At 28.3% G+C, this 21,794-nt stretch carries 18 protein-coding genes and 1 other annotated feature; all 18 genes read left to right on the top strand.

Annotation, left to right across the window (positions count from 1 at the left end; translation table 4 throughout):
• Positions 1–66: 66 nt before the first annotated feature.
• The 18 genes from T314_RS0100980 (at position 67) to T314_RS0100895 (ending at position 21,768) form a co-directional block, all read left to right on the top strand.
• Positions 67–351 (top strand): hypothetical protein, encoded by a 285-nt coding sequence (locus T314_RS0100980; protein ID WP_029511792.1) that lies wholly within the window; start codon positions 67–69, stop codon positions 349–351.
• Positions 352–424: 73 nt separating this feature from the next.
• Positions 425–1,339 carry a hypothetical protein gene (locus T314_RS0100975; RefSeq protein WP_029511791.1) on the top strand — a complete coding sequence of 305 codons (915 nt, stop codon included), beginning with the start codon at positions 425–427 and terminating at the stop codon, positions 1,337–1,339.
• Between the two features lie 145 nt (positions 1,340–1,484).
• On the top strand, positions 1,485–1,913 hold the full coding sequence (gene rplK, locus T314_RS0100970; RefSeq protein WP_023026164.1) for a 50S ribosomal protein L11: 429 nt from the start codon (positions 1,485–1,487) through the stop codon (positions 1,911–1,913).
• A complete protein-coding gene (rplA, locus tag T314_RS0100965) occupies positions 1,913–2,596 on the top strand; it encodes a 50S ribosomal protein L1 (protein WP_011183505.1) in 684 nt (227 codons plus the stop codon). Before rplK ends, rplA begins: the two co-directional genes overlap by 1 nt.
• 47 nt (positions 2,597–2,643) lie before the next feature.
• Complete coding sequence (locus T314_RS0100960; protein WP_029511790.1) at positions 2,644–3,084, top strand: GNAT family N-acetyltransferase; 441 nt, start codon at positions 2,644–2,646, stop codon at positions 3,082–3,084.
• An 88-nt stretch (positions 3,085–3,172) separates the two neighbouring features.
• Positions 3,173–4,183: an alpha/beta hydrolase gene (locus T314_RS0100955; protein ID WP_051612869.1), complete on the top strand. Its 1,011-nt coding sequence runs from the start codon at positions 3,173–3,175 to the stop codon at positions 4,181–4,183.
• On the top strand, positions 4,170–5,579 hold the full coding sequence (locus T314_RS0100950; RefSeq protein WP_051612868.1) for an APC family permease: 1,410 nt from the start codon (positions 4,170–4,172) through the stop codon (positions 5,577–5,579). Before T314_RS0100955 ends, T314_RS0100950 begins: the two co-directional genes overlap by 14 nt.
• 76 nt (positions 5,580–5,655) lie before the next feature.
• Positions 5,656–8,214 carry a hypothetical protein gene (locus tag T314_RS03880; RefSeq protein ID WP_051612867.1) on the top strand — a complete coding sequence of 853 codons (2,559 nt, stop codon included), beginning with the start codon at positions 5,656–5,658 and terminating at the stop codon, positions 8,212–8,214.
• Positions 8,215–8,251: 37 nt separating this feature from the next.
• Positions 8,252–8,417 (top strand) — a sequence feature (ribosomal protein L10 leader region).
• 22 nt (positions 8,418–8,439) lie between these two features.
• Positions 8,440–8,940, top strand: coding sequence for a 50S ribosomal protein L10 (rplJ, locus tag T314_RS0100940; RefSeq protein WP_029511786.1), 501 nt, complete (start codon positions 8,440–8,442; stop codon positions 8,938–8,940).
• A gap of 59 nt (positions 8,941–8,999) precedes the next feature.
• The gene (gene rplL, locus T314_RS0100935; protein WP_011183499.1) at positions 9,000–9,368 is read left to right on the top strand and encodes a 50S ribosomal protein L7/L12; all 369 of its coding nucleotides are present in this window, start codon (positions 9,000–9,002) and stop codon (positions 9,366–9,368) included.
• Between the two features lie 240 nt (positions 9,369–9,608).
• Entirely contained in the window at positions 9,609–10,766 is a 1,158-nt protein-coding gene (locus T314_RS0100930; protein ID WP_029511785.1) for a hypothetical protein, read from the top strand.
• A 14-nt stretch (positions 10,767–10,780) separates the two neighbouring features.
• The gene (rpoB, locus tag T314_RS0100925; RefSeq protein ID WP_029511784.1) at positions 10,781–14,635 is read left to right on the top strand and encodes a DNA-directed RNA polymerase subunit beta; all 3,855 of its coding nucleotides are present in this window, start codon (positions 10,781–10,783) and stop codon (positions 14,633–14,635) included.
• 9 nt (positions 14,636–14,644) lie between these two features.
• Positions 14,645–18,409, top strand: a complete 3,765-nt coding sequence (gene rpoC / locus T314_RS0100920; protein ID WP_029511783.1) for a DNA-directed RNA polymerase subunit beta' — start codon at positions 14,645–14,647, stop codon at positions 18,407–18,409.
• A gap of 147 nt (positions 18,410–18,556) precedes the next feature.
• Positions 18,557–19,510 carry an L-lactate dehydrogenase gene (locus tag T314_RS0100915; RefSeq protein ID WP_029511782.1) on the top strand — a complete coding sequence of 318 codons (954 nt, stop codon included), beginning with the start codon at positions 18,557–18,559 and terminating at the stop codon, positions 19,508–19,510.
• 73 nt (positions 19,511–19,583) lie between these two features.
• Entirely contained in the window at positions 19,584–20,714 is a 1,131-nt protein-coding gene (locus T314_RS0100910) for a hypothetical protein (RefSeq protein ID WP_029511781.1), read from the top strand.
• Entirely contained in the window at positions 20,701–21,036 is a 336-nt protein-coding gene (locus T314_RS0100905; protein WP_029511780.1) for a hypothetical protein, read from the top strand. The genes T314_RS0100910 and T314_RS0100905 overlap by 14 nt, the downstream gene beginning before the upstream one ends.
• Positions 21,037–21,067: 31 nt before the next feature.
• On the top strand, positions 21,068–21,292 hold the full coding sequence (locus T314_RS0100900; protein ID WP_023026147.1) for an acyl carrier protein: 225 nt from the start codon (positions 21,068–21,070) through the stop codon (positions 21,290–21,292).
• A 2-nt stretch (positions 21,293–21,294) separates the two neighbouring features.
• Positions 21,295–21,768 (top strand): Fur family transcriptional regulator, encoded by a 474-nt coding sequence (locus tag T314_RS0100895; RefSeq protein ID WP_029511779.1) that lies wholly within the window; start codon positions 21,295–21,297, stop codon positions 21,766–21,768.
• Positions 21,769–21,794: the final 26 nt, after the last annotated feature.

The following is a 21,794-nucleotide window of genomic DNA, read 5'->3' as shown; positions in this document are numbered from 1 at the left end:
ATTAATTTTGTTTTTTCCCACTATTGTTGTATAATTTTAAGAGAAATACAGAAAGGAATAAGTAAAATGAACATTATAAAAAGAGCATTATCAACAATTATTAATGGATTTTTAAACGGATTTACTTTAGGAATCTTACCTTTAGTATTATGAATTTTAAACTTACCATTAGTTGGACAAATGATTTTCAAAACACCTCAAGCCGAAGGCAGAGGAGCTGCTTTAATTTATGGTTTAATCTACGTATTACTATGTTTATCAATGGTAGGTATAATCTTTATTATTGTTTGATGTTTAATGGGTAAACAACCATTAGCATTACAAATCACAAACTGATTATTAAAAAAATAATTTTATTTATTTAAGAGATTTGCTTAGCAAATCTTTTTTTTGTTAAAATTACAAAGTAAAAATGGAGGATTCAATGTTTTATTTATTTAGCAAAAGTATATTAATTGAAATAGGCTTTAAAAAAGATGTTTACTATATAGGAAATACAAAATTTGAATCCATTCCAGATTCTGTTTTAAATAACTGTTATTCTTCAGCAAACTGAAATAGAGCACTAAAATATAAGATTGAAGAAAGTGACATTGAAAAAAAATATTTTATGTTAGATGTTGATGTTTATTGAAACTTAAAATCAAATAAAATAGAACTTATGAGTAAAATATTTTTCTTTAATGAAATAATAAATTCTAAACATTTTGAAGAAAGCTTTTTAAATACTTTTTTTGCTCATTATTTTAAACATACTTTGAAAATTAATGATGTTAAAAAAGTAGATCCTGAGTTTATTAAAATTTATACTCCTGAAATATCAAAAGATAATTTAAGAATTCAAAATTTTGATAATTTTATTTTACTTAATAATGATGTTCAAATTAACGATAAAAAATTTAAATCTATTATAAACATAGGAGAAAACTCATTTAAATGAAAAGTAAACAAATTTAATCAAATCATTTATTCATTTCCAAGTGACATCTTAAATGAAAATAGCTTACTTAAAAATACTGATTTCATTGATACAAATAATTCTCTATTCTACACAAACACGTTGACTAATTTAAATAATAATATAGTTTTAGAGTTTTGTACTTACAATAAAAAAATTAGAGATGAATTGCTGCAAAAAATGATAATTAAAATCAAAAATTCAAAAGATCCGTTATTTAATTGACATCTTTTTAATATAACAAATGATACTCAATATTTAAAAAATGAATTAAAAAAAATTTCACAAGATCTTATAGAACACGAAGATTATCTTAAAAATGTTTATTCAAAATTAAAAAGAAACTATGATAAAGAACTATTTAATGTTAATTTTAATTAACCAAACCGTATATAAACTTGATTTAAGAATATAAAAATGTATAATTAAAAATGACTGATTTTTATTGTGGGAGAAGTTCTAATACTTCACATGGACCACAGCGAGTAAAAGCAGCCGACTAACAGAATATTAGGAGGATAAGCCCGTGGCTAAAAGAATTACACGTATTGCCAAATTAGAATTTATGGCGATGCAAGCAAAACCAGGAGCAGAATTAGCTTCTTTAGGTATTAACATGCCTGAATTTACAAAACAATTTAACGATGCTACTAAAGATCGTGCAGGAGACGTTGTTCCTGTAGTTATTACAGCATATGATGACAAATCATTTGACTATATATTAAAAACAACACCAGCAGCTATTTTATTAAAAAGAGCAGCAGGAATTGAAAGAGGAGCAAGCAATGCTAAAACTCAAACAGTTGCAACTATTTCAGCTGATAAAGTTAGAGAAATTGCTGAGTACAAATTAGTTGATTTAAATGCAAACGATGTTGAAGCAGCAATGAAAATTATTGCTGGTACAGCTAAAAACATGGGAATCAAAATTACAGGCATGGAGGAAACTAACTAATGGCTAAAATTTCAAAAAGAATGAAAAGCGTTAAAGGTTTAGTAGACAAACAAAAAGTTTACGCACTTGACGAAGCAATTAAATTAGCAAAAGAAACTTCAACAACTAAATTTGATTCAACTGTTGAATTATCATTTAACTTAAACATCGATCCAAGAAAAGCAGATCAACAAATCCGTGGAGCATTAGTATTGCCAGCTGGAACAGGTAAAACTCAAAAAGTTTTAGTTTTAACAAATACTAAAGTTAAAGAAGCTCAAGATGCAGGTGCTGACTTTGTTGGGGGAGAGGAATTAATTACAAAAATTCAAAAAGAAAACTGATTTGAATTTGATGTAATTGTTGCTACACCAGAAATGATGGCAAAATTAGGAGCAATCGGGAAAGTTTTAGGGCCAAAAGGCTTAATGCCTAATCCAAAAACTGGAACAGTTACAATGGACGTTGCTAAAGCAATTGACGAAATTAAAAAAGGAAAAATTGAATTCCGTGCAGATAAAGAAGGAAACATCCACACAATTATTGGAAAAGCTTCATTTACAGCAGAACAATTAAAAGAAAACTTTACTACAATCCTAAATGAAATGAAAAGAGTTAAACCTCAAACTGTTAAAGGTGATTACATCATTAACATTACAATTTCAACAACAATGGGTCCTGGAATTAAAGTAGAAATTAACTAATAAAACGGCGTTAGCTGTTTTTTTATTATATAAAAAAGGAGTATTTTATGAAAATAGAATTTAAGAAGTTTAGTGAACTAACTAGTTATGAAACTTGAGAAATATTTAAAAGTAGAAGTGAAGTTTTTGTTGTCGAACAAAAATGAATTGCATGCGAAATTGATGAACAAGATTTGACAGCAACACATTTAATTATTAGAAATGATGATAATCAACTTGTGGCTTACTTAAGAATATATGAAAAATTAGATGGAACAGTTTCTTTTGGTAGAGTACTAACTCCATTTAAATTCAGAGGGCTTAAAGTGGGTAAAATACTTTTGCAAAATGCTATTGATTGAATTAATAATGAATGACCAAACAAAGACATAAAAATTAGTGCTCAATACTATTTATTAAATTTCTATAAAAGTTTTGGCTTTGTAGAATACTCTGAAGTATATGATGATGACGGCATAGATCACATTGATATGATCATTAAAAAATAATTAAATAATTTCCAAAATAAAAATTTTTTTGGGAATTATTTTTTTTATATGTATAATTAATTTAATATATAAAAAAATGAGGTTTACTTTGAAAAAAATAAATAAATATAAATATTCATTAAAAACAGTATTAATGACACTATTACAAATAAAATCAATTAAAAAAAATTCTAGTTCTCATTTTTTTGATTATAAAAACTTTTGTTATAACTACTATAGAGATGGTTTTACTAAAGAAGGAATTAAAGTAAATTCACTTGATATTTATTATGATGATTTAAAAAATAAGAGTTTAAATTATTTAAGTGATACTTTTGACGATAAATCAATTGAAGAATTTGATTTATTCAATAGTAATGGAAAAATAAGCTGTTTAGTTGCAAAAAATGCAAACTCAAAGAAATGAGTAATTGGATTACATGGTTGAACTGAAAATAAATTTTTAGCTTTAAGATTAGTTCATCATTTTTGAAAGCAAGGATACAATATATTAACTTTTGATGCGTTTGCTCATGGTTTAAGTTATGGTGAAAAAACTGACATAGGATATTCTTCTATTTCAATGTTGGAAACTGTTGTTGAGCACCTAAAAAATAAAGAACAAGCGGACTCAATTGGATTAATAGGTAATAGTATGGGTGCATCAACAAGTATTTTATTTGTTCAAAAAAGCAAGTTTAGATCAAAAATAAATTGGGTTGTTGCGGATTGTGGTTTTAGTAATATAAAATTGCAGTATAGATATTACATTGAAAATAATTTATACCATATTCCATGATGAAAGATAGGATTTCTTTTTACACATAAATTTAGCAAAGAAACAAAAACTAATCAAGGAAAATATAACTTATTATTAAATATGAGGAAGGCAAAATGTAATCCGATATTTTTTGTTCACTCAAAAGGTGATACTTTTATTCCATATGAGATGAGTCAGATAATGTATGAGAAAAAAATAAAGTTTGAAAAAGTAAAAATAAGCAAAATTTGAACACCCGAAGGTTCAGAGCATGTAAATACAATTGGGACTTATAATGATGATTACATTCTTAAAACAATAAATTTTGCTAGAAAGTGAGAAGGAAATGAAATTAAATAAAAAATATGGGTTTTGAACAGTATTAGCAACGACACTAACAGCAACAATTGGTTCTAGTATAATAATTACGTTTGGAAATACACTATTTATGTCTGGTGAAAATGCAATACTTATGATTTTAGCTTGAATTTTTGGTGCCATTCTAGTTTTACCAGAAGCTTTTTTAATGATTGAACCATCAATAAGCTATCAAAAAAGTGGAACAGGATATTCTTGATTAAAAATATGTAATTGAAAATTAATGGCATTTTGATTTGGATGAATATTAGTTTTATTTGTATCTGCAACTTCATTGGCAAGTTGTTGTACAGCAATGGCTTCTTTGTTCAGACAGTTAGTTGGAATGGAAGCAAATACAATTTGAGAGAAACTAATTGGTGTTGGTATTTTATTTTTAATTGGGGGTTCTCAAATTCTTATAAAAAATAGTTCAAGAGTTACTCAATTTATTTTTTTAGTTGCAAAAATTTTACCAATTCTTTTAATTATTATTTTGGCATTTATTTATGGTTCAAAAGATGGTATATTAACTAATCCAGAAATAAATAAAGATTTTACAAAATTGTATCTATCAACAATTATGCTAATTCCAGCAGCTACTTTAACAGGCTTTGCGTATTCAGGGACTGAAACAGCAACTTATATAACTGAAGAGATTGAAAATCCAAAAAAAACAGTACCAAAAACAGTGGTTGGTGGAGTAATTATTGTTATGTTAATTTATATAATTTATACCATAGCCTTACTTTCAATTGCTAAACCTGGTGAATTAATTGGCGGGAGTGGAGAAGAAACTATTGTAAGTAAACTTTCAGTACTTCCAAACTGGGCTAAGATTACATTTAATGTATTTGCTATTATTTTAATGATTGGATCAATTAATGCGCTTGTTTTATTCCAGTCAAGACTAGTATTTAAATTAGCTGAAGAAAGAGACATACCTGGGTTATTTACCAAAACTCACAAAAGAACTAATCAGCCATATTTAGCAATGTTGCTTTTAATGGCTTTTGCATCATTATATGTTTTTTCACATACTTTAACACAAATTGTAAGTTCTTTCATATTTGCAACAATTTTATTAAAGACACTATTAAATTTATCAATTATTAATTTAAGAAAAAATGACCCAGAGTATAAAAAAATATATTCAAAATCTATGTTCATATTTTTAGTTATTGCATCTTTTGTAACAATCTTGATAACTTTATTAGGAATACTTTATATGATGTTTATACAACCAATAATGAGTATGGAAGAAATAACTTTTGTAAAACTTTGAGCAATTATATGACAACCACTTTTAATGTTATTTATTGTTATAATATTACTTCCGATTGGATACTATAAAAACAAGTTACAAGAAAAATCTAGCAAAAATATAAAAATTAAATAACTTTAAAGTTATTTTTTTTATTAAGTGTTATCTTATATATATGAACTACTAAGTTCATTTATTTAAAAGGAGACATATGATAGGAATTATCAAAGGTTTTCGAGATGAATTTACATCTCGAGTTCTGTCTTCGGTAAAAAGGATTTCTAAATTTATAGGTATTGCATTAATACCTATATTGTATGGAGTAACATGTTTAATAGCTTTTTGAAACCCAACAATCAATTTAGGAAAGGCACCAGTTGCAATTTTAAACGAAGACAATACAGTCTGAGTATATAAAAATAATGATATGGAAAAACTCGATTTTAAACTCGGTGTTTTAACAGATTATAAATATAATTCATTGGATGGTTATATAAGTAAAGAACAAGCCATTTCTTCAGCTTATGACATCGAAAAAAGGATTTTATATACAAACACTGGAACAATGCAAATTTCTTCAAAAGAAGAAGTTGCAAATCACATTTTTCAATTTAATGTATGAGACATAATTAAGTCAGCTTTAAATGAAAAAACAGATAAAAATATTAAGGATGAAGATTATGTATTTTCTTCTCCGGAATTAAAAGAAGATATGGCATTTACTAACATCAGATACATTTCATCTGAAAAAGAAATTGAAAAACAATGAAAAGGTAAAAAATATTATGTTCAAGCCAAAATTGAAAAAGGTTTTGGAGAATATTTAATTCAACAAGTAGGAACAACTTTTAATAGAAAAAATGAGGCACCTAAGTTACCTAAATCAAATATTAATCTTTGAACAACATTTGAAAGAAACTTTATTTTCGGATATTACCTAAATAGTATGATGGAAATGAAATCAGCACTTATACTATCAGCAGTTGAAGATTTTTTAGGTGAAAACATACCGTCATTTATTTCAAATATTGTTTATAAGAACTTCTATAAACAAGTAACTTACACACCTTCAAATGATGAAAAAGTAAGTGCTTCTCAAAGTTTTGGAATTATAAATAATTCTGATGCTATTATTGAAGCGAATAAACAGTATGTTATAAGTGATTCAGTAAATGAGTCAACTTCAGAAACAGAAGGGATTCAAAGAGTTAAATCTGAAAATACTATTTTTGGTGATATAAGAGAAGAAATAACTTCAAAAGCAGATGCTGCAGAAAAAACAAATGGTATATTTACAAATACAATTGCGTCATTGTTAGATAACGAGCAATTAAAAACAATAGCTAAGATATTGAAAATAGATCTTTCTAATTCAAAACTAATGGGTTATATTTTATTATTAAATGACAACTCACATATTTTAAACAAGTATTTATATGATGTGATGCATGGAATAAACCCATTTGAAGATTCACAAAAAATGTGAATTAATTTAGAACACATAGATCAGTTAGGACTAGATTCAAAAGTTCAAAAAGCCATAACAGCTTTTGTAGCTGCAATCAATAATAGCCCTATACAAAACTTAAAATTTAACTTTAAAACTTACTTACCAAAAATAAGTTCAATTTTAAATGAAAAAATTGGATTTAATCTAAGATCAATTAAATCTCAAGAAGTGTTTAATTCAACCTTAAACCCTTTAAATAGAAATGCAACAACTGTATTTGAATTTAATAAGAACATGGATAAACTAGCTGTAGCAAATGGATTTACTAATCAGATTTCATTTTTAAATACATTGAACAAAAAAGTTATTGAATATATTAAACATAAAACTTTTGATAGATTTGAAATAGTTAATATTGAAATAGCTGGTTTAAAAAATGGAATTTATGGAATTGGAATTGGAGAGTTCTTTATAATCATCGGATTGTTTGTTGGTACATTTATGCAAACATTTATATATGATAGAGCAAGAAGAACTAAAAAACTTAAAACTGGAAAATGATATGTATCAAAAACATTACTTATGTTAGTTACAGGAATAGTTCAAGCAACAGCACTTACTATAGCTTTAAGTCTAACTGGTTGAATAACAATAGGTTCAGCCGCTATGCTTTCTGTATGACTATGGCTATTATTTGTAGATCTTATATTTGTACTTACTATACAAGGATTATGGTTCTTGTTTAAGGATGAAACAATTTCAAAAGTTTTAGTTATCATTTATTTAGTTATAAATATTTCATCAGGATGAGGAACATTCCCTTCATTTATGCAATTTGAATTCTTTCACAAAATTAGTTTTGTTGCTGAGTTCACATATGTATTACATGGACTAGGATCAATAATATATGGTGTTGGAGAAAATGGATTTAATTCATCGGATACACTGTACATTATGCAACAAGCAGGAATATTATTAATATTTGCAGTTTTCTTTGTTACCCTTGGTCTTATTGGCGCAAGAAACAGGAATAGAGAAATAAGATTTGGTAGTTTCCTTGGAAAACATGTTATAGATGGAATGATCTCATTAGGTTTAGCCAAAGAATTAGCTGAGTTTAAATCAGATAGAAAATTCTTTAAATATAACTGAAATAGTATGAGTGATGATATTTACATAGAACTTGCTCAAGAAGTTAGAAGATTACATCCATTTGAAGGGCAATTCGAATGATACAAAAAACGTCAAAATGATGGTGTATTCCCTCCTAATGAAACTGATATGGATATAATCAAACGAAATGATGATGTTGAAGTTTAGTCGTAATTATTGAAATAAATAATCAATATGATATTATTAATAAAGGCTATTAATACCAAAGACAGTAACTGGGAAATTCCCTTAATTTGTTACCGAGGATTAAAATAAACATTTATTAAATAAATCAATCATTAATTTAAAAAATGTATTTTTACGTTTCCCTCGGTCTTTGCATTAAGAACCGAGGGTTTTGTTTTACAAAATAAGAAAATAGGAGGAATACGAATGTCAACAAATAGACCTGCACATGCTAAAAAAGCAGAAATCGTTGCTGAGATTGTTTCTAAAATTCAATCAGCTCAAGGTGTTGCTATTGCAGAATACAAACACTTAACAGTTGAACAAATGTCAAATTTAAGAAGACAAGCTTTAAAACAAGGTATCGAAGTTAAAGTTTACAAAGACTCACTTGTTAGAAGAGCTGCTGAAGAATTAAATTTAACAGAATTAAACGAATATTTAACTCAACAAAATGTTTTTGTTTTCTCAAATGATGATGCAATTGGAGCTGCTAAATTAGTAGCAAACTTTGCAAAAGAAAACGAAGCATTAAAATTAAAAGCCGGAGTTTACGAAGGCGCAGCTATGGATACTGCAGCAATTATGGAAGTTGCTACACTACCATCAAAAGAAGATTTATACTCAATGTTTGCATCAAGCTTACTTTACCCATTACGTCAAGTTATGGCTGTAATTAACGCTGTTGCTGATACAAAACAAGACTAATACAAATAATCAAAATGTATTAATAGCAAAAAAGAAAAATATTAAAGGAGACCAAAATCATGGCAATTACAAAAGAAGATATTATTAAAGCATTAGAAGAAATGAAATTAACAGAATTAAACGAATTAGTTAAAGCAATCGAAGAACACTTCGACGTTGTTGCATCAGCAGGTGTTGCTGTTGCTGCTGGACCAGCTGTTGCTGACGCAGCTCCATCAGAAGTTGCAATTATGTTAACAAACGCAGGTGGACAAAAAGTTGCAGTTATTAAAGTAGTTAAAGAAGTAACTGGATTAGGATTAATGGACGCTAAAAAATTAGTTGACGGAACTTTACCAGTAGCTATTAAAGAAAACGTAAAAATCGAAGAAGCTGACGCAATTAAAGCTCAATTAATTGAAGCAGGAGCATCAGTAGAATACAAATAGTATTCCAACTATATTTCTTAAAAAAGACTTTCAAGATCAATCTTGATAGTTTTTTTATTTTTATAATTAAATAGTAGTTTAAAGTTAAATAAATTAGCTGAAATTTAGTACCTGAAACACATGAAATATTTGCTTTTTTAGTGTCTTTTCTATATAATATAATAATCGAGTATAGTTTAGTTAGTTAAGAGCTTCTGCTATCCTCAATTTTTTTGCAAAAGAAATATTGGAGGAAGTCATATGAGTCTAAACTATTTTTTAAATAAGAAGATTATTGATTCAATGAATCAGATTGTTGAAGAACAAAGTTATTTAACTTTAGACTTCCCGCTATCAATAGGGCAAAAAATGAATTTTGAACCAGTTCAAGAAATTGAAGGAGATAAGTACTTAACAAACTACTTTCAAGCATATACATTTACTAAGAACAAGGAATTGAATGATTTTATTCTAACTAGCAATATATCTTCATTGATGTTTTTGGAAAACTTAGCAGAAGGATCTTCAACTATTTCTATTCACAACATGATTAGAAGAATTGAAAATGGAGCTAAACCAAAAACTAAAAAAGAAAAACTAGCAATGAATTTAATAGAAGCTGTTAGATTGGTCAAAAAAGCTGACTTTGAAATTAATGAAGATAACTATGAGTTGTTAATTCATATATTATTCAGAAATACAGAGTTTAACCTAGACAGAAAAGCTAATTACTATAGAACAGACAATAAAAAACTTTTGACTGATGTTTTAATTAACTTTGAATCAATAGATGATGAACTAAAAGGCTTATTCAAATTTATAAATGATATACCTGAAAATTCTTTTGATGGTTTTACAAAAGCAATAATTATTTTCTTACAGATTTTAATTATTCAACCTTATCAAAAATTCAATTCAACATTAGCTTTACTTATGAGTCTTTGATTCATAGGTCAATCTAAAGAGAAACAAATTTTTCAAATATGAATTTTTGATTTACTAAATCACTGAGATAAAATTATTGAAAAAATTAATGAATCTTACGATAACAATTTAAATGTAAATGACCTTTTAAAAACTGTTAAAAAATATTTACAAGATTCCGTAAAAAGAGGTTTTATAGCTTCTTTGGTAAAAGAATGAATAGCGCAAGATTCTGAAGTTCGATCAAAATTTTTTCCAAGCGATTATGAACTTATTGTGTTAATTAGTATTTTGACAGAAAGAACTAAAGAAGTTTCTGTTAAAAGAATTACTGACAAATTAAAAATTGCAGGTTATGCAGGAGTTAAAAAACAAGAAATTAAGGATGCTTTAGAAAACCTTAAAAGTGCTAACATAGTCAAAGTTACAAAAAATGACGCAAACTTTAGAGTTGCTGATAAGCAATTAAATAAGTATAAATACATATTAGAATAATGAAAGGAAACAACATGGCATATAAAATTAAAAAAGTAAACCGTGGCGTTGAAAGACGTGATTATAGAAAAGTTTCTGGTAATCTTGAGTTACCAAACTTAATCGAAATTCAAACTAAAACTTTCGAATGATTCAAAACAAAAGGAATCGATGAAGTTTTAAATGAATTTTTTGCAATGAGCTCAAATGATGCTAGTGCATCTCTTTTCTTAGAAGGGTGAGAAATTAAAGAAGCAAAAATTTCTCCATCAAAAGCGAAAGAACAATCAAAAATCTATGATGCTCCAATTTATGTAGACTTACAATTAATGTTTACAAAGACTGAAGACATTTCAAAAGAATTTGAAGAAATTGTAGAAAAAGATGTTAAGAAAGTATTATCAAATTGAATTGCTGAAAAAACAGATTCAAAAAATGTTTCACTTGTTAAAAACACTGATAACATTTATTTCTTTGATGTTAAGCTAAAAGGAACAGAAAAGAATGACTTATTCCAAATTACAATTTTAGAAGAAAAAGAAGATGTTATTGTAGCAGAAATTAGTGTAAGAAAATGAGGACAAGTATTCTTTGGAGACTTCCCTCTAATGACTGATGCTGGAACATTTGTTATTAATGGTTCACAAAAAGTTATTGTTTCACAATTAGTTAGATCACCTGGTTCATATTTCAAAACAGAAATCAATAATAAAACAGGGGAAAGCTTATACAATGGTGATATTATCCCAAGTCGTGGTACTTGATTAGAGTTTGAAACTGATACTAAAAAAACTGCTGAAACAATAAATTCACTATTTGTTAAAATTGACAAATCAAGAAAAACAACTGCAACATCATTCTTAAAAATCTTAGGATTAGATAGAGATACAATCTTAAATATTTATGATAAAGATAAAGTTATTGTTGAAACGTTAAAAAATGACAACGATACTGGTGATACATATGCAGACTGAGCGCAACACGTTCAAGAAATTTATAAAAAAATTAGACAAGGTGAAACTGCTACTTCTGATGGAGCTTCAAAATACATTAACGGATTATTATTTGACCGTAGAAAATACGATTTAACTAAAGCAGGTAGATTCAAATTACAACAAAAATTAGCTGTTAAAAATCGTTTAATGGGAAGAATATTAGCTGAAGATATTGTTGATGCTAGCGGAAAAGTTTTAGTTGCTAAAAATACTGAAATTTCAAAAGCAAACATTAAAGAAGTTTCTGATGCATTATCACAAGATGGTGTAATGGTTTCTTCAATTGAATACAGAGAAGATATTCCAGGTTCACGTCAAATCCAAAAAGTTAAAGTTTACCAAGACAATAACTCAAAAGATGAAACATTTACAATCGTTGGAATTACTCCTAACTCAAAAGAAGAACACATTACAGTTGTTGATATTGTAGCTACTGTTTCTTACTTATTAGGATTAGAATACAACATAGGTGAATATGATGATATTGATAACTTAGCTAACCGTCGTGTTAGAACAGTTGGAGAATTATTACAAAATCAATTCAGAATGGGATTAACACGTATTGATAAAAACGTTAAAGAAAAACTTTCAACAAGTGATTTATACAAAGTAAAAGTATCAACAATTATTAATGCAAAACCATTAACTGCTGTAATTGGAGAGTTTTTCAACTTATCACAATTATCACAATTCATGGATCAAATAAACCCATTAGCAGAATTAACAAATAAACGTAGATTAACTGCTTTAGGACCTGGGGGATTATCAAGAGACCGTGCCAGTTTAGAAGTGCGTGACGTTCACCCTTCTCACTATGGAAGAATCTGTCCTATTGAAACTCCAGAGGGACCAAACATTGGATTGATTAACAACTTATCAACTTATGCTATTGTTGATGAATTAGGATTTATTAGAACACCTTACTTAAAAGTTATTAATGGTGTAATTCAAAATGAACATGAATATTTATCAGCTGATGAAGAAAAAGAATACATTATTTCTCAATCAAACGTTACTAAAGATGAAAATGGAAAAATTTTAGATGAAACTGTTGTTTCACGTTACAAAGGTGATGATTACATTGCTAAAGTAAGTGAAGTTCAATTTATCGACGTTTCACCAAAACAAATTGTTTCTGTTGCTACTTCAGCAATTCCATTCTTAGAAAACGATGACGCTAACCGTGCACTTATGGGTGCCAACATGCAACGTCAAGCCGTTCCTACAATTGTTCCAGAATCACCATTCGTTGGAACAGGAATTGAATTTGAAGCAGCTAGAGACTCAGGAGTATGTATTGTAGCTACAGAAAACGGTATTGTAAAATACGTAGATGCGAAACAAATTACTGTTGAATCAAAAGCAGGAATTAAAACTTATACATTAGCAAACTTTGAACGTTCAAATAACGGAAGTTCAATTGTACAAAAACCAATTGTTAAAGTTGGAGATTCAATTGAAGCAGGTCAAATCATCGCCGATGGTCCATCTGTTGATAATGGAGAATTAGCTTTAGGACAAAACGTAGTTGTTGCTTTTACTACATATAATGGTTACAACTTTGAGGATGCTATTGTTATGTCTGAAAGAGTAATCATGGAAGACAAATTTACTTCAGTTCATATTGATGAATATGTATTAGAAGTGCGTAATACAAAACAAGGAGCAGAAGAAATTACTTCAGAAATCCCAAATATTAGTGACAATGCTAAAAAATATTTAGATAACGAAGGTATTGTAGCTATTGGTACTGAAGTTAAAACAGGAGATATTTTAGTTGGTAAAGTAACTCCAAAAGGGCAAACTCAATTATCACCAGAAGATAAATTATTACATGCTATCTTTGGAGAAAAATCAAGATCAGTTAAAGATAACTCATTAAAAGTTCCAAATGGTGGAGAAGGTATTGTTCAATCTGTTAAACGTTTCAAAGCTAAATCAGCAGCGAACCCAGATGGTATTGATTTACCAGCAGATGTATTAGAAGTAATTAAAGTTTATATTGTTCAAAAACGTAAAATCCAAGAAGGGGATAAAATGTCAGGACGTCATGGTAACAAAGGGATTATCTCAAAAGTGTTACCTGTTGAAGACATGCCTCACTTAGAAGATGGTACACCAGTAGATATTCTATTGAACCCACAAGGGATTCCATCACGTATGAACATTGGACAAATATTAGAAATTCATTTAGGAATGGCTGCTAAAAAATTAGGAGTTAAAATTGCAACTCCAGTTTTTGAAGGAGTTAACAGTAATGATTTAGATGAAATCATGGCTGAAGCTGGAATGGAAAACTATGGAAAAGTTAAATTAATTGATGGTCAAACAGGGGAAGCAATTGACAAACCAATTTCTGTTGGAGTTATGTACATGTTGAAACTTTCACACATGGTTGATGACAAACTTCACGCAAGAAGTGTTGGACCGTACTCATTAATTACTCAACAACCTCTTGGAGGAAAAGCACAAAACGGGGGACAACGTTTCGGAGAAATGGAAGTTTGAGCGTTAGAAGCTTATGGGGCAGCTCATACTCTAAGAGAAATCTTAACTATTAAATCAGATGACTTAAAAGGTCGTACAAAAACTTATGAAGCTATCGTAAGATCAAAAAATATTCCTACACCAGGAACACCTGAATCATTTAACGTTCTTTCAAAAGAAATTATGGGATTAGGATTTGATATTTACTTATTAGATAACAAAGGTAATAAATCACAAATTAATGCATACGATGATGACAACGATTTAATTAACGATGAAAGTATGAAACATGCATCAATTGATAAATTAACTTTTGAAGATTCAATATCACTTGTTGAAATTGAAGACCTAGATAGTTTTGAAGAAGTAGATGAAAGTGAAATAAACCTTTCATTTGAAGAGAAATAGGAGGTCAAAATGGAAAATAAAAACAATAAAGTAATTAAAATTGAATTAGCTAGTGCTGATACTATTCGTTCATGATCTCATGGGGAAGTTACTAAACCTGAAACAATTAACTATAAAACATTAAAAGCTGAAAAAGATGGTCTATTTGATGAAAAGATATTTGGACCAACTAAAAACTATGAATGTTTTTGTGGAAAATTTAAAAAAGCTAACCCAATGAACAAAGGGAAAAAATGTGAAAAATGTGGTGTTGAATTAACTGAATCAATCGTGCGTCGTGAAAGAATGGGACACATTGAATTAGCAGAACCTGTTACTCATATTTGAATGGTTAAAGTATCTCCATCAAGAATTGCATCATTATTAGACTTAAAATCTAAAGAATTAGAAGAAGTTGTTTACTTCGTTTCACACATCGTTTTAGATCCAGGAACATCAAAACACTTTGCAGCTAAAGAAGTTTTAGATTTAGGAGTTTCAAAATCACAAAAAACTCGTAGCAAATTAAGACCTGCTATTGAAGAAATTGTTACATTAATTAATGATCCAGCTCATAGAGATACATTAAAAGCTGAAAGATTATTGGAAGAATTAAATAATCCAACTATTCCTTTCTCAATTGATGAAGCTACAGCTTTAATTTCAAAATATACTGATGCTAAATTTGGTATTGGTGCTTCTGCTATTGAAGAATTATTAAAACAAATTGATTTAGACAAAGAAATTGAAATCACAAAAAATACTTTAGATGCTATTGGTCCAAATGCTGATAACTCAAAATTATTAAAAAGATTAGATATCTTAGAATCATTAAAACGTTCAAACCAAAAACCTGAATGAATGGTACTACGTGTATTACCAGTTATTCCACCAGATATTCGTCCTATTATTCAATTAGATGGAGGAAGATTTACAACTTCTGAAATTAATGACTTATACCGTCGTATTATCATTAGAAATGAACGTTTATTAAAAGTTAAAGAAATGGGTGCACCTTCAATTATTATTAACAACGAAAAACGTATGTTACAAGAAGCTGTTGATGCATTATTAGATAATGAACGTAAGCCACGTCCAATTCAAGGAAAGGACAAACGTCCATTAAAATCATTAACAAGTGTACTTAAAGGTAAACAAGGTCGTTTCCGTCAAAACTTACTTGGAAAACGTGTTGACTACTCAGGTCGTTCAGTTATTGCTATTGGACCAGACTTAAAAATGTATCAAGCAGGAATTCCTCGTGAAATGGCTTTAACATTATTCAAACCTTTTGTAATTCAATGATTACAAGAACATGAATATGCTGAAAACGTTAAAGTTGCTGAAAAAATGATTTTACAAAATGATCCAAAAATTTGAGAAGCATTAGAGCATGTTATTAAAGATAGACCAGTTCTATTAAACCGTGCTCCAACACTTCACAGACTTGGTATTCAAGCATTTGAACCTAAGTTAGTTAAGGGGAAAGCAATTCGTCTTCACCCCCTTGTAACTACTGCGTTCAACGCCGACTTCGATGGGGACCAAATGGCGGTTCACGTTCCAATTACAAAAGAAGCTGTTGCTGAGGCTAGAGCTTTAATGTTAGGATCAAATGCTATTTTAGGACCTAAAGATGGAAAAGCGATTGTTACTCCAGGTCAAGATATTATTTTAGGAAACTACTATGCTACTTTTGAAGAAAAAGGACAATTAGGTGAAGGAACAATGTTTGCTGAAATTGCACAAGCAATTAATGCTTTTGATATAGGTATTGTTTCATTAAATGCAGTTATTGGGATTGCGGTTGATGCACTACCAGCTGAAAAATTTACTGAAGAACAAAGAAAAGGATATTTATTAACAACTGTTGGTAAAATTTTATTCAATCAAATCTTTGATGCTTCATTCCCATGAATTAATTCATCAAGTATTTATGATGCAAAAGAAGCAGTCAACTCATTTATTTTTGATTTCTCAAAAGATATTAATGAAGCTATCGCAGAATACACAATCGTAACTCCAATCAAGAAAAAAGAATTATCAATTATTATTGAAATTTACTTTAACAAATTTGGAGCAAGAAAAACTGCTGAAATGTTAGACAAAATGAAAGATTTAGGATTTAAATATTCAACAAAATCTGGAACAACAATTTCAGCTGGTGACGTTGTTGCCTTTAAACATAAATATGAAGAATTTGCAGAAGCTGACCAAAAAGTTGCTGAAATTACAAGTTTCTATAATGAAGGTATGTTAACTAAAGAAGAAAAAAAACACCGTGTTATCGAAGTTTGATCTGATGTTAAAGATGACATTCAAAAAAGACTTGAATTGGTATTAAAACAAGATACTAAAAACCCAGTTTTCGTGATGGCTGATTCTGGTGCTCGTGGTAACGTTTCTAACTTCACACAACTTGTAGGTATGCGTGGACTTATGAACGACACAAAAGGGGATATTAAAGAAATTCCAATTAAATCATCATTCCGTGAAGGTTTATCAGTTTCTGAATACTTCGTTTCAACTCACGGTGCCCGTAAAGGGATGGCCGATTTAGCATTAAAAACTGCTGACTCAGGTTACTTAACACGTCGTTTAGTTGACGTATCACAAGAAATTGTTGTAGTTAACGAAGACTGTAAAGCAAACAAAGGATTTGAAATTGAATCAGTTATTGATACAAAACATAATAACGTTATTGTTCCGTTAAAAGACAGAATCGTTGGCCGTTACTCATTCAATGACATTAAAGACATCAAAGGCAATGTTATAGTTGCTAAAGATACTTTAATTGAATCAAAAGAAGCTGACGCAATTATTGCTGCTGGAATTACAAAAGTTACAATTCGTTCAGTATTGACTTGTGATAACCAAAAAGGTGTTTGTCAAAGATGTTATGGACGTAACTTGGCAACTGCATCATTAGTTAAAATTGGTGAACCAGTTGGGGTTATTGCTGCTCAATCAATTGGTGAACCAGGGACTCAACTTACAATGCGTACCTTCCATACCGGAGGGGTTGCAGGGGATGCTGATATTACTCAAGGTCTTCCTCGTATTAAAGAACTACTTGACGTTACAACTCAAAAAGGTTCAGTTGCAATTATTGCTGAAAGAGCAGGGGTTGTTTCAGATATTATTAACAAAAATGGAATCAATACAATTGTTGTTACTGAAGAAGCTAACGGTTCACAAATTGAAAAACAATATAAAACAATGTATAACGCTGTATTAAGAGTCAACAAAGGTGATCAAGTTAAACCAGGTAAAAAACTTACTGAAGGTTCAATTAACTTACATGATCTATTAGAAGTTGCTGGAACTACAGCTGTGCAAAACTATATCTTAAAAGAAGTACAAAAAGTATATCGTTTACAAGGGATTGAGATATCAGATAAATATATTGAAATCATTGTAAAACAAATGTTAAATAAAGTTAAAGTTATCCAAAGTGGTGAATCTCATTTACTACAAGGTGAAATTGTAACTCAACAAAAATTTAAAGAAGTGGTTACTCAATGTATCCGTGAAGGTTTAGTACCTCCGGTTGCTAAAAACCAAATCTTAGGTATTAAAAAAGCTCCATTGAAATCTGAATCTTGATTATCATCAGCTTCATTCCAAGATACTGCACGTGTATTAACAGATGCAATTATAAAAGGAAGAGAAGACAAATTAGAAGGTCTAAAAGAAAACATTATGTTAGGAAACTTAATTCCTGCAGGAACAGGTTTAACTGGAATTGAAGAAGTAATGAAAATTGCTGAAGAATACCACAAAAACGAATATTAATATTTTTTAAAAGCGTCATGTTAAATGATGCTTTTTTATATTTAACTTAAAAAACAAAAAATATTTTCTCTAACAAAAGACTTAATTTTTTATAATAGAGAGAATATAATTATATGTGTAGAGAGAAATAATAAGGAGATATTAAATATGAAAAAAACTTCAAATAAAGTCGTATTAGTTGGTACTGGTGCAGTTGGTATGTCATTTATTTATTCAGCGGTAAACCAAGGTTTAGCTGAAGAATACGTATTAATCGATGTTAATGCAAAAGCTGCAGAAGGGAACGCAATTGATATCCAAGATACAATGGCTGTTTTAGACAAACCTTTTACAATTAAAGCTGGAACTTATGAAGATTGTAAAGATGCAGATTTAATTGTTATTACTGCCGGACGTCCACAAAGACCTGGAGAAACAAGATTAGAATTAATTGCAGATAACTCAAGAATTATGAAAGGAATCGCTGAAGCTATTAAAGCATCAGGATTCAATGGAGTAACTGTTATTGCTTCAAACCCATGTGATGTTTTAACTACTGTTTACCAACAAGTAACTGGTTATGACGAACATTCAGTTGTAGGAGCTGGAACAACACTTGATTCAGCTAGATTAAGAAGATTAGTTGCTGAAAAATTAAATGTAGCTCCTAAATCAGTTAATGCTTATATTATGGGAGAACATGGAGATTCATCAGTTGCTGCTTACTCAAAAGCAACAGTTATGGGTCAACCAATTAGTAAATACTTAGCTGAAGGAAAAATTACTGAAGCTGATTTAGAAGAATGTTGAACAAGAGCTATTAGAATGGCTTATGAAATTATTGAACGTAAAGGTGCTACTTACTACGGAATTGGTGTTTGTTTAAATGCAATTTCATCAGCAATCTTGAGAGATGAAAAAACTACATTCATGGTTGGTGCTAAACTAAACGGTGAATATGGACAAAAAGGATTCTATACTGGAGTTCCTGTTATTTTAGGATCAAAAGGATGAGAAACAATCATTGAATGAGATCTATCAGATGCAGAAAAAGAAGCATTTAAAGAATCATGTGATGCTTTAGACGCAACTTACCAAAAAGCAAAAGAAGCTATTGCTTAATTAAAATTAATAATAAGATGTTAATCATCTTATTTTTTTGCGTTTTTTGCTTAATTATAAATGAGGTGAACAAATGCTAAGTCAAATCAACGAACAAGTTAATACCGATATTTTGGTAGAAAATATTATTTCAAATGGTAATCAATCTTTTTTAGCACCAGAAATAGTTTTTATAAATAAACCTTACACTATTAATAAAAATAGCTATTTCAAAATGTTAGTAAGTTTAAACCTAAATCCAAATATGGTTGATGTTAATGAATATAAAAAAAACTATAGCATTTCAAACTTAGATTTCAAATTATATAATTCAGATTTAAAAGAAATAAAAGCAACTTCAACAATTGCTAAAAATTATGAAATAAATAATAGAAGTAAAATATTTTTTGAATTTGAAATACCAATTTCTATAAAAGAAGAACATGCAATTAATTTAAGTTTTGGTTTTAGTCATGAATTTAAAGAAATAAAATATAAGTCTAAGGGATTTATAAAAATAAATCCAACATTTCATAAAGTAGATAACGAGATTAATATAAATTTAATTAATTATTTAACTTATTATGATATTAAAAATGAAGTAAAAAAATGAACATCAGATTGCATTTTAAGTGCAAATTTAAATTTAAATTTTAATCAATTAGAAGTTAATAAGTATTATAAAAATTTTGCTGAAATCACAATTTCTTTTAATGAAGAAAATCAACATTTAATAAATAACAATAAAGTTATATTAGAAGAGATTCAGCAAGCTAAAAACAATAAAATTTTTCCGCATTTAACATTAGAAGATTTTAAAATAAATAATGAAAATGATTTTAAAAATTATTATTCTGGAAAAATAACTACTAAATTGGTTGAAAAAGAAAATTCGTTTTGAATAAATTACGAAGGTTTATCGGTTTTAGACGAAAAAACAAAAAAAGTGTTGTTAAATGAAGGTTTAGACGGCCTTTACATAAATCCTTATAATTGGAATTTAGATCAATGAATGGTTATGACATTAAATATTTTTGGTGAAACTTTTACCTTTAATTCAGCAATTAAGTCTTACAATAAATATCAATTTATAGATAACTTAAAATTTAATATTCATAATAGTAAAAAATTTACTTATAAATTCGATAAATCCTTTTGAGCAATTTTAATTTTGCTAAATGCAGAAGAAATAAAGGAGATGATAAAAGATTATGAAATTTTTTAAAATTCTTTTGTTATCTATAATTTTGTCTTCAGGTTTAGTAACCTTATATTTTGCTATAACAAGTGCAAATTTTTTTGGGAACAAAATAGTAGATAATTTAAATATTAAAAAAGTTACTTTTAAAGATATTGAATGGAGATCTTTTATAAATAAAGATGGTGATATCGATAAAGACAAATTTATTAGCGTATTTCTATTAAAACTAGAAAATCAAGCATATGTGGAAAACATAAGTTTCGATTTTGAATTGAATAAAGTAGAAGTAAATATTTGAAATAATTATAAAAATTATAAGTGATTTTACCAATTAGAAAAAGCTTAATTAAATGTTATAATTTCTTTAGGTGATAAAAATGAATATACATAACGAAATTATAAAAGAATTAAAAAGTAAAGGTGCAAAAGGTAATCTAACAGCTGATACTCAATTTTCATCAATTGGTTTAGACTCTTTAGATTTAATGGACATGATAACAGTGTTAGAAGATCGCTTATCAATATTTGTGCCGGATGATAAACTTTTAGAAATAAAAACAATTAAAGATTTAGAAAATGTTATAGCTGAGCTAACAAAATAATTATGTTAAAGTTAAATAAAATTCAAGAAGAAAAATATTTTGAAATTATTGATAAATTAAAAATCAAATCAATAAAAATAACAGAAATAAGATCAAATATTATAAAGCTTATTATTATTTCTGAACACATAAACATTCAACAGCTTACATTAAAGCTTGAAAAAGACTTATCTAATGTAAATCTTGCAAGTATCTACAATACTATAGATTTATTACTAAAAGAACACATAATAACATCAAATACTTTTGATGGTAAAAATATATGATATGAACTTTCAACAAACAAATCTGCTCACATTAAATGTGATGGTTGTGGAAAAATAGAACATGTTTCTGCTGATAAAATAAAGAACATAGATTTTGATAAGTTTGATCATATAATTTCAGATAAAAAGCAAAAATTAGAGCATATTAAGATAGAGATACATGTGATTTGCGAAAATTGCAGGTCAATTAAACCAACGCTTTCATATTAGGATTGAAAAAAACCTTTTTTTTATTT

Source organism: Mesoplasma grammopterae ATCC 49580, from assembly GCF_000701525.1.
GTDB lineage: Bacteria > Bacillota_I > Bacilli_A > Mycoplasmatales > Mycoplasmataceae > Mesoplasma > Mesoplasma grammopterae.
Note: the sequence above shows the minus strand (reverse complement) of the source record. Positions and strands in the feature narration are given on the sequence as shown.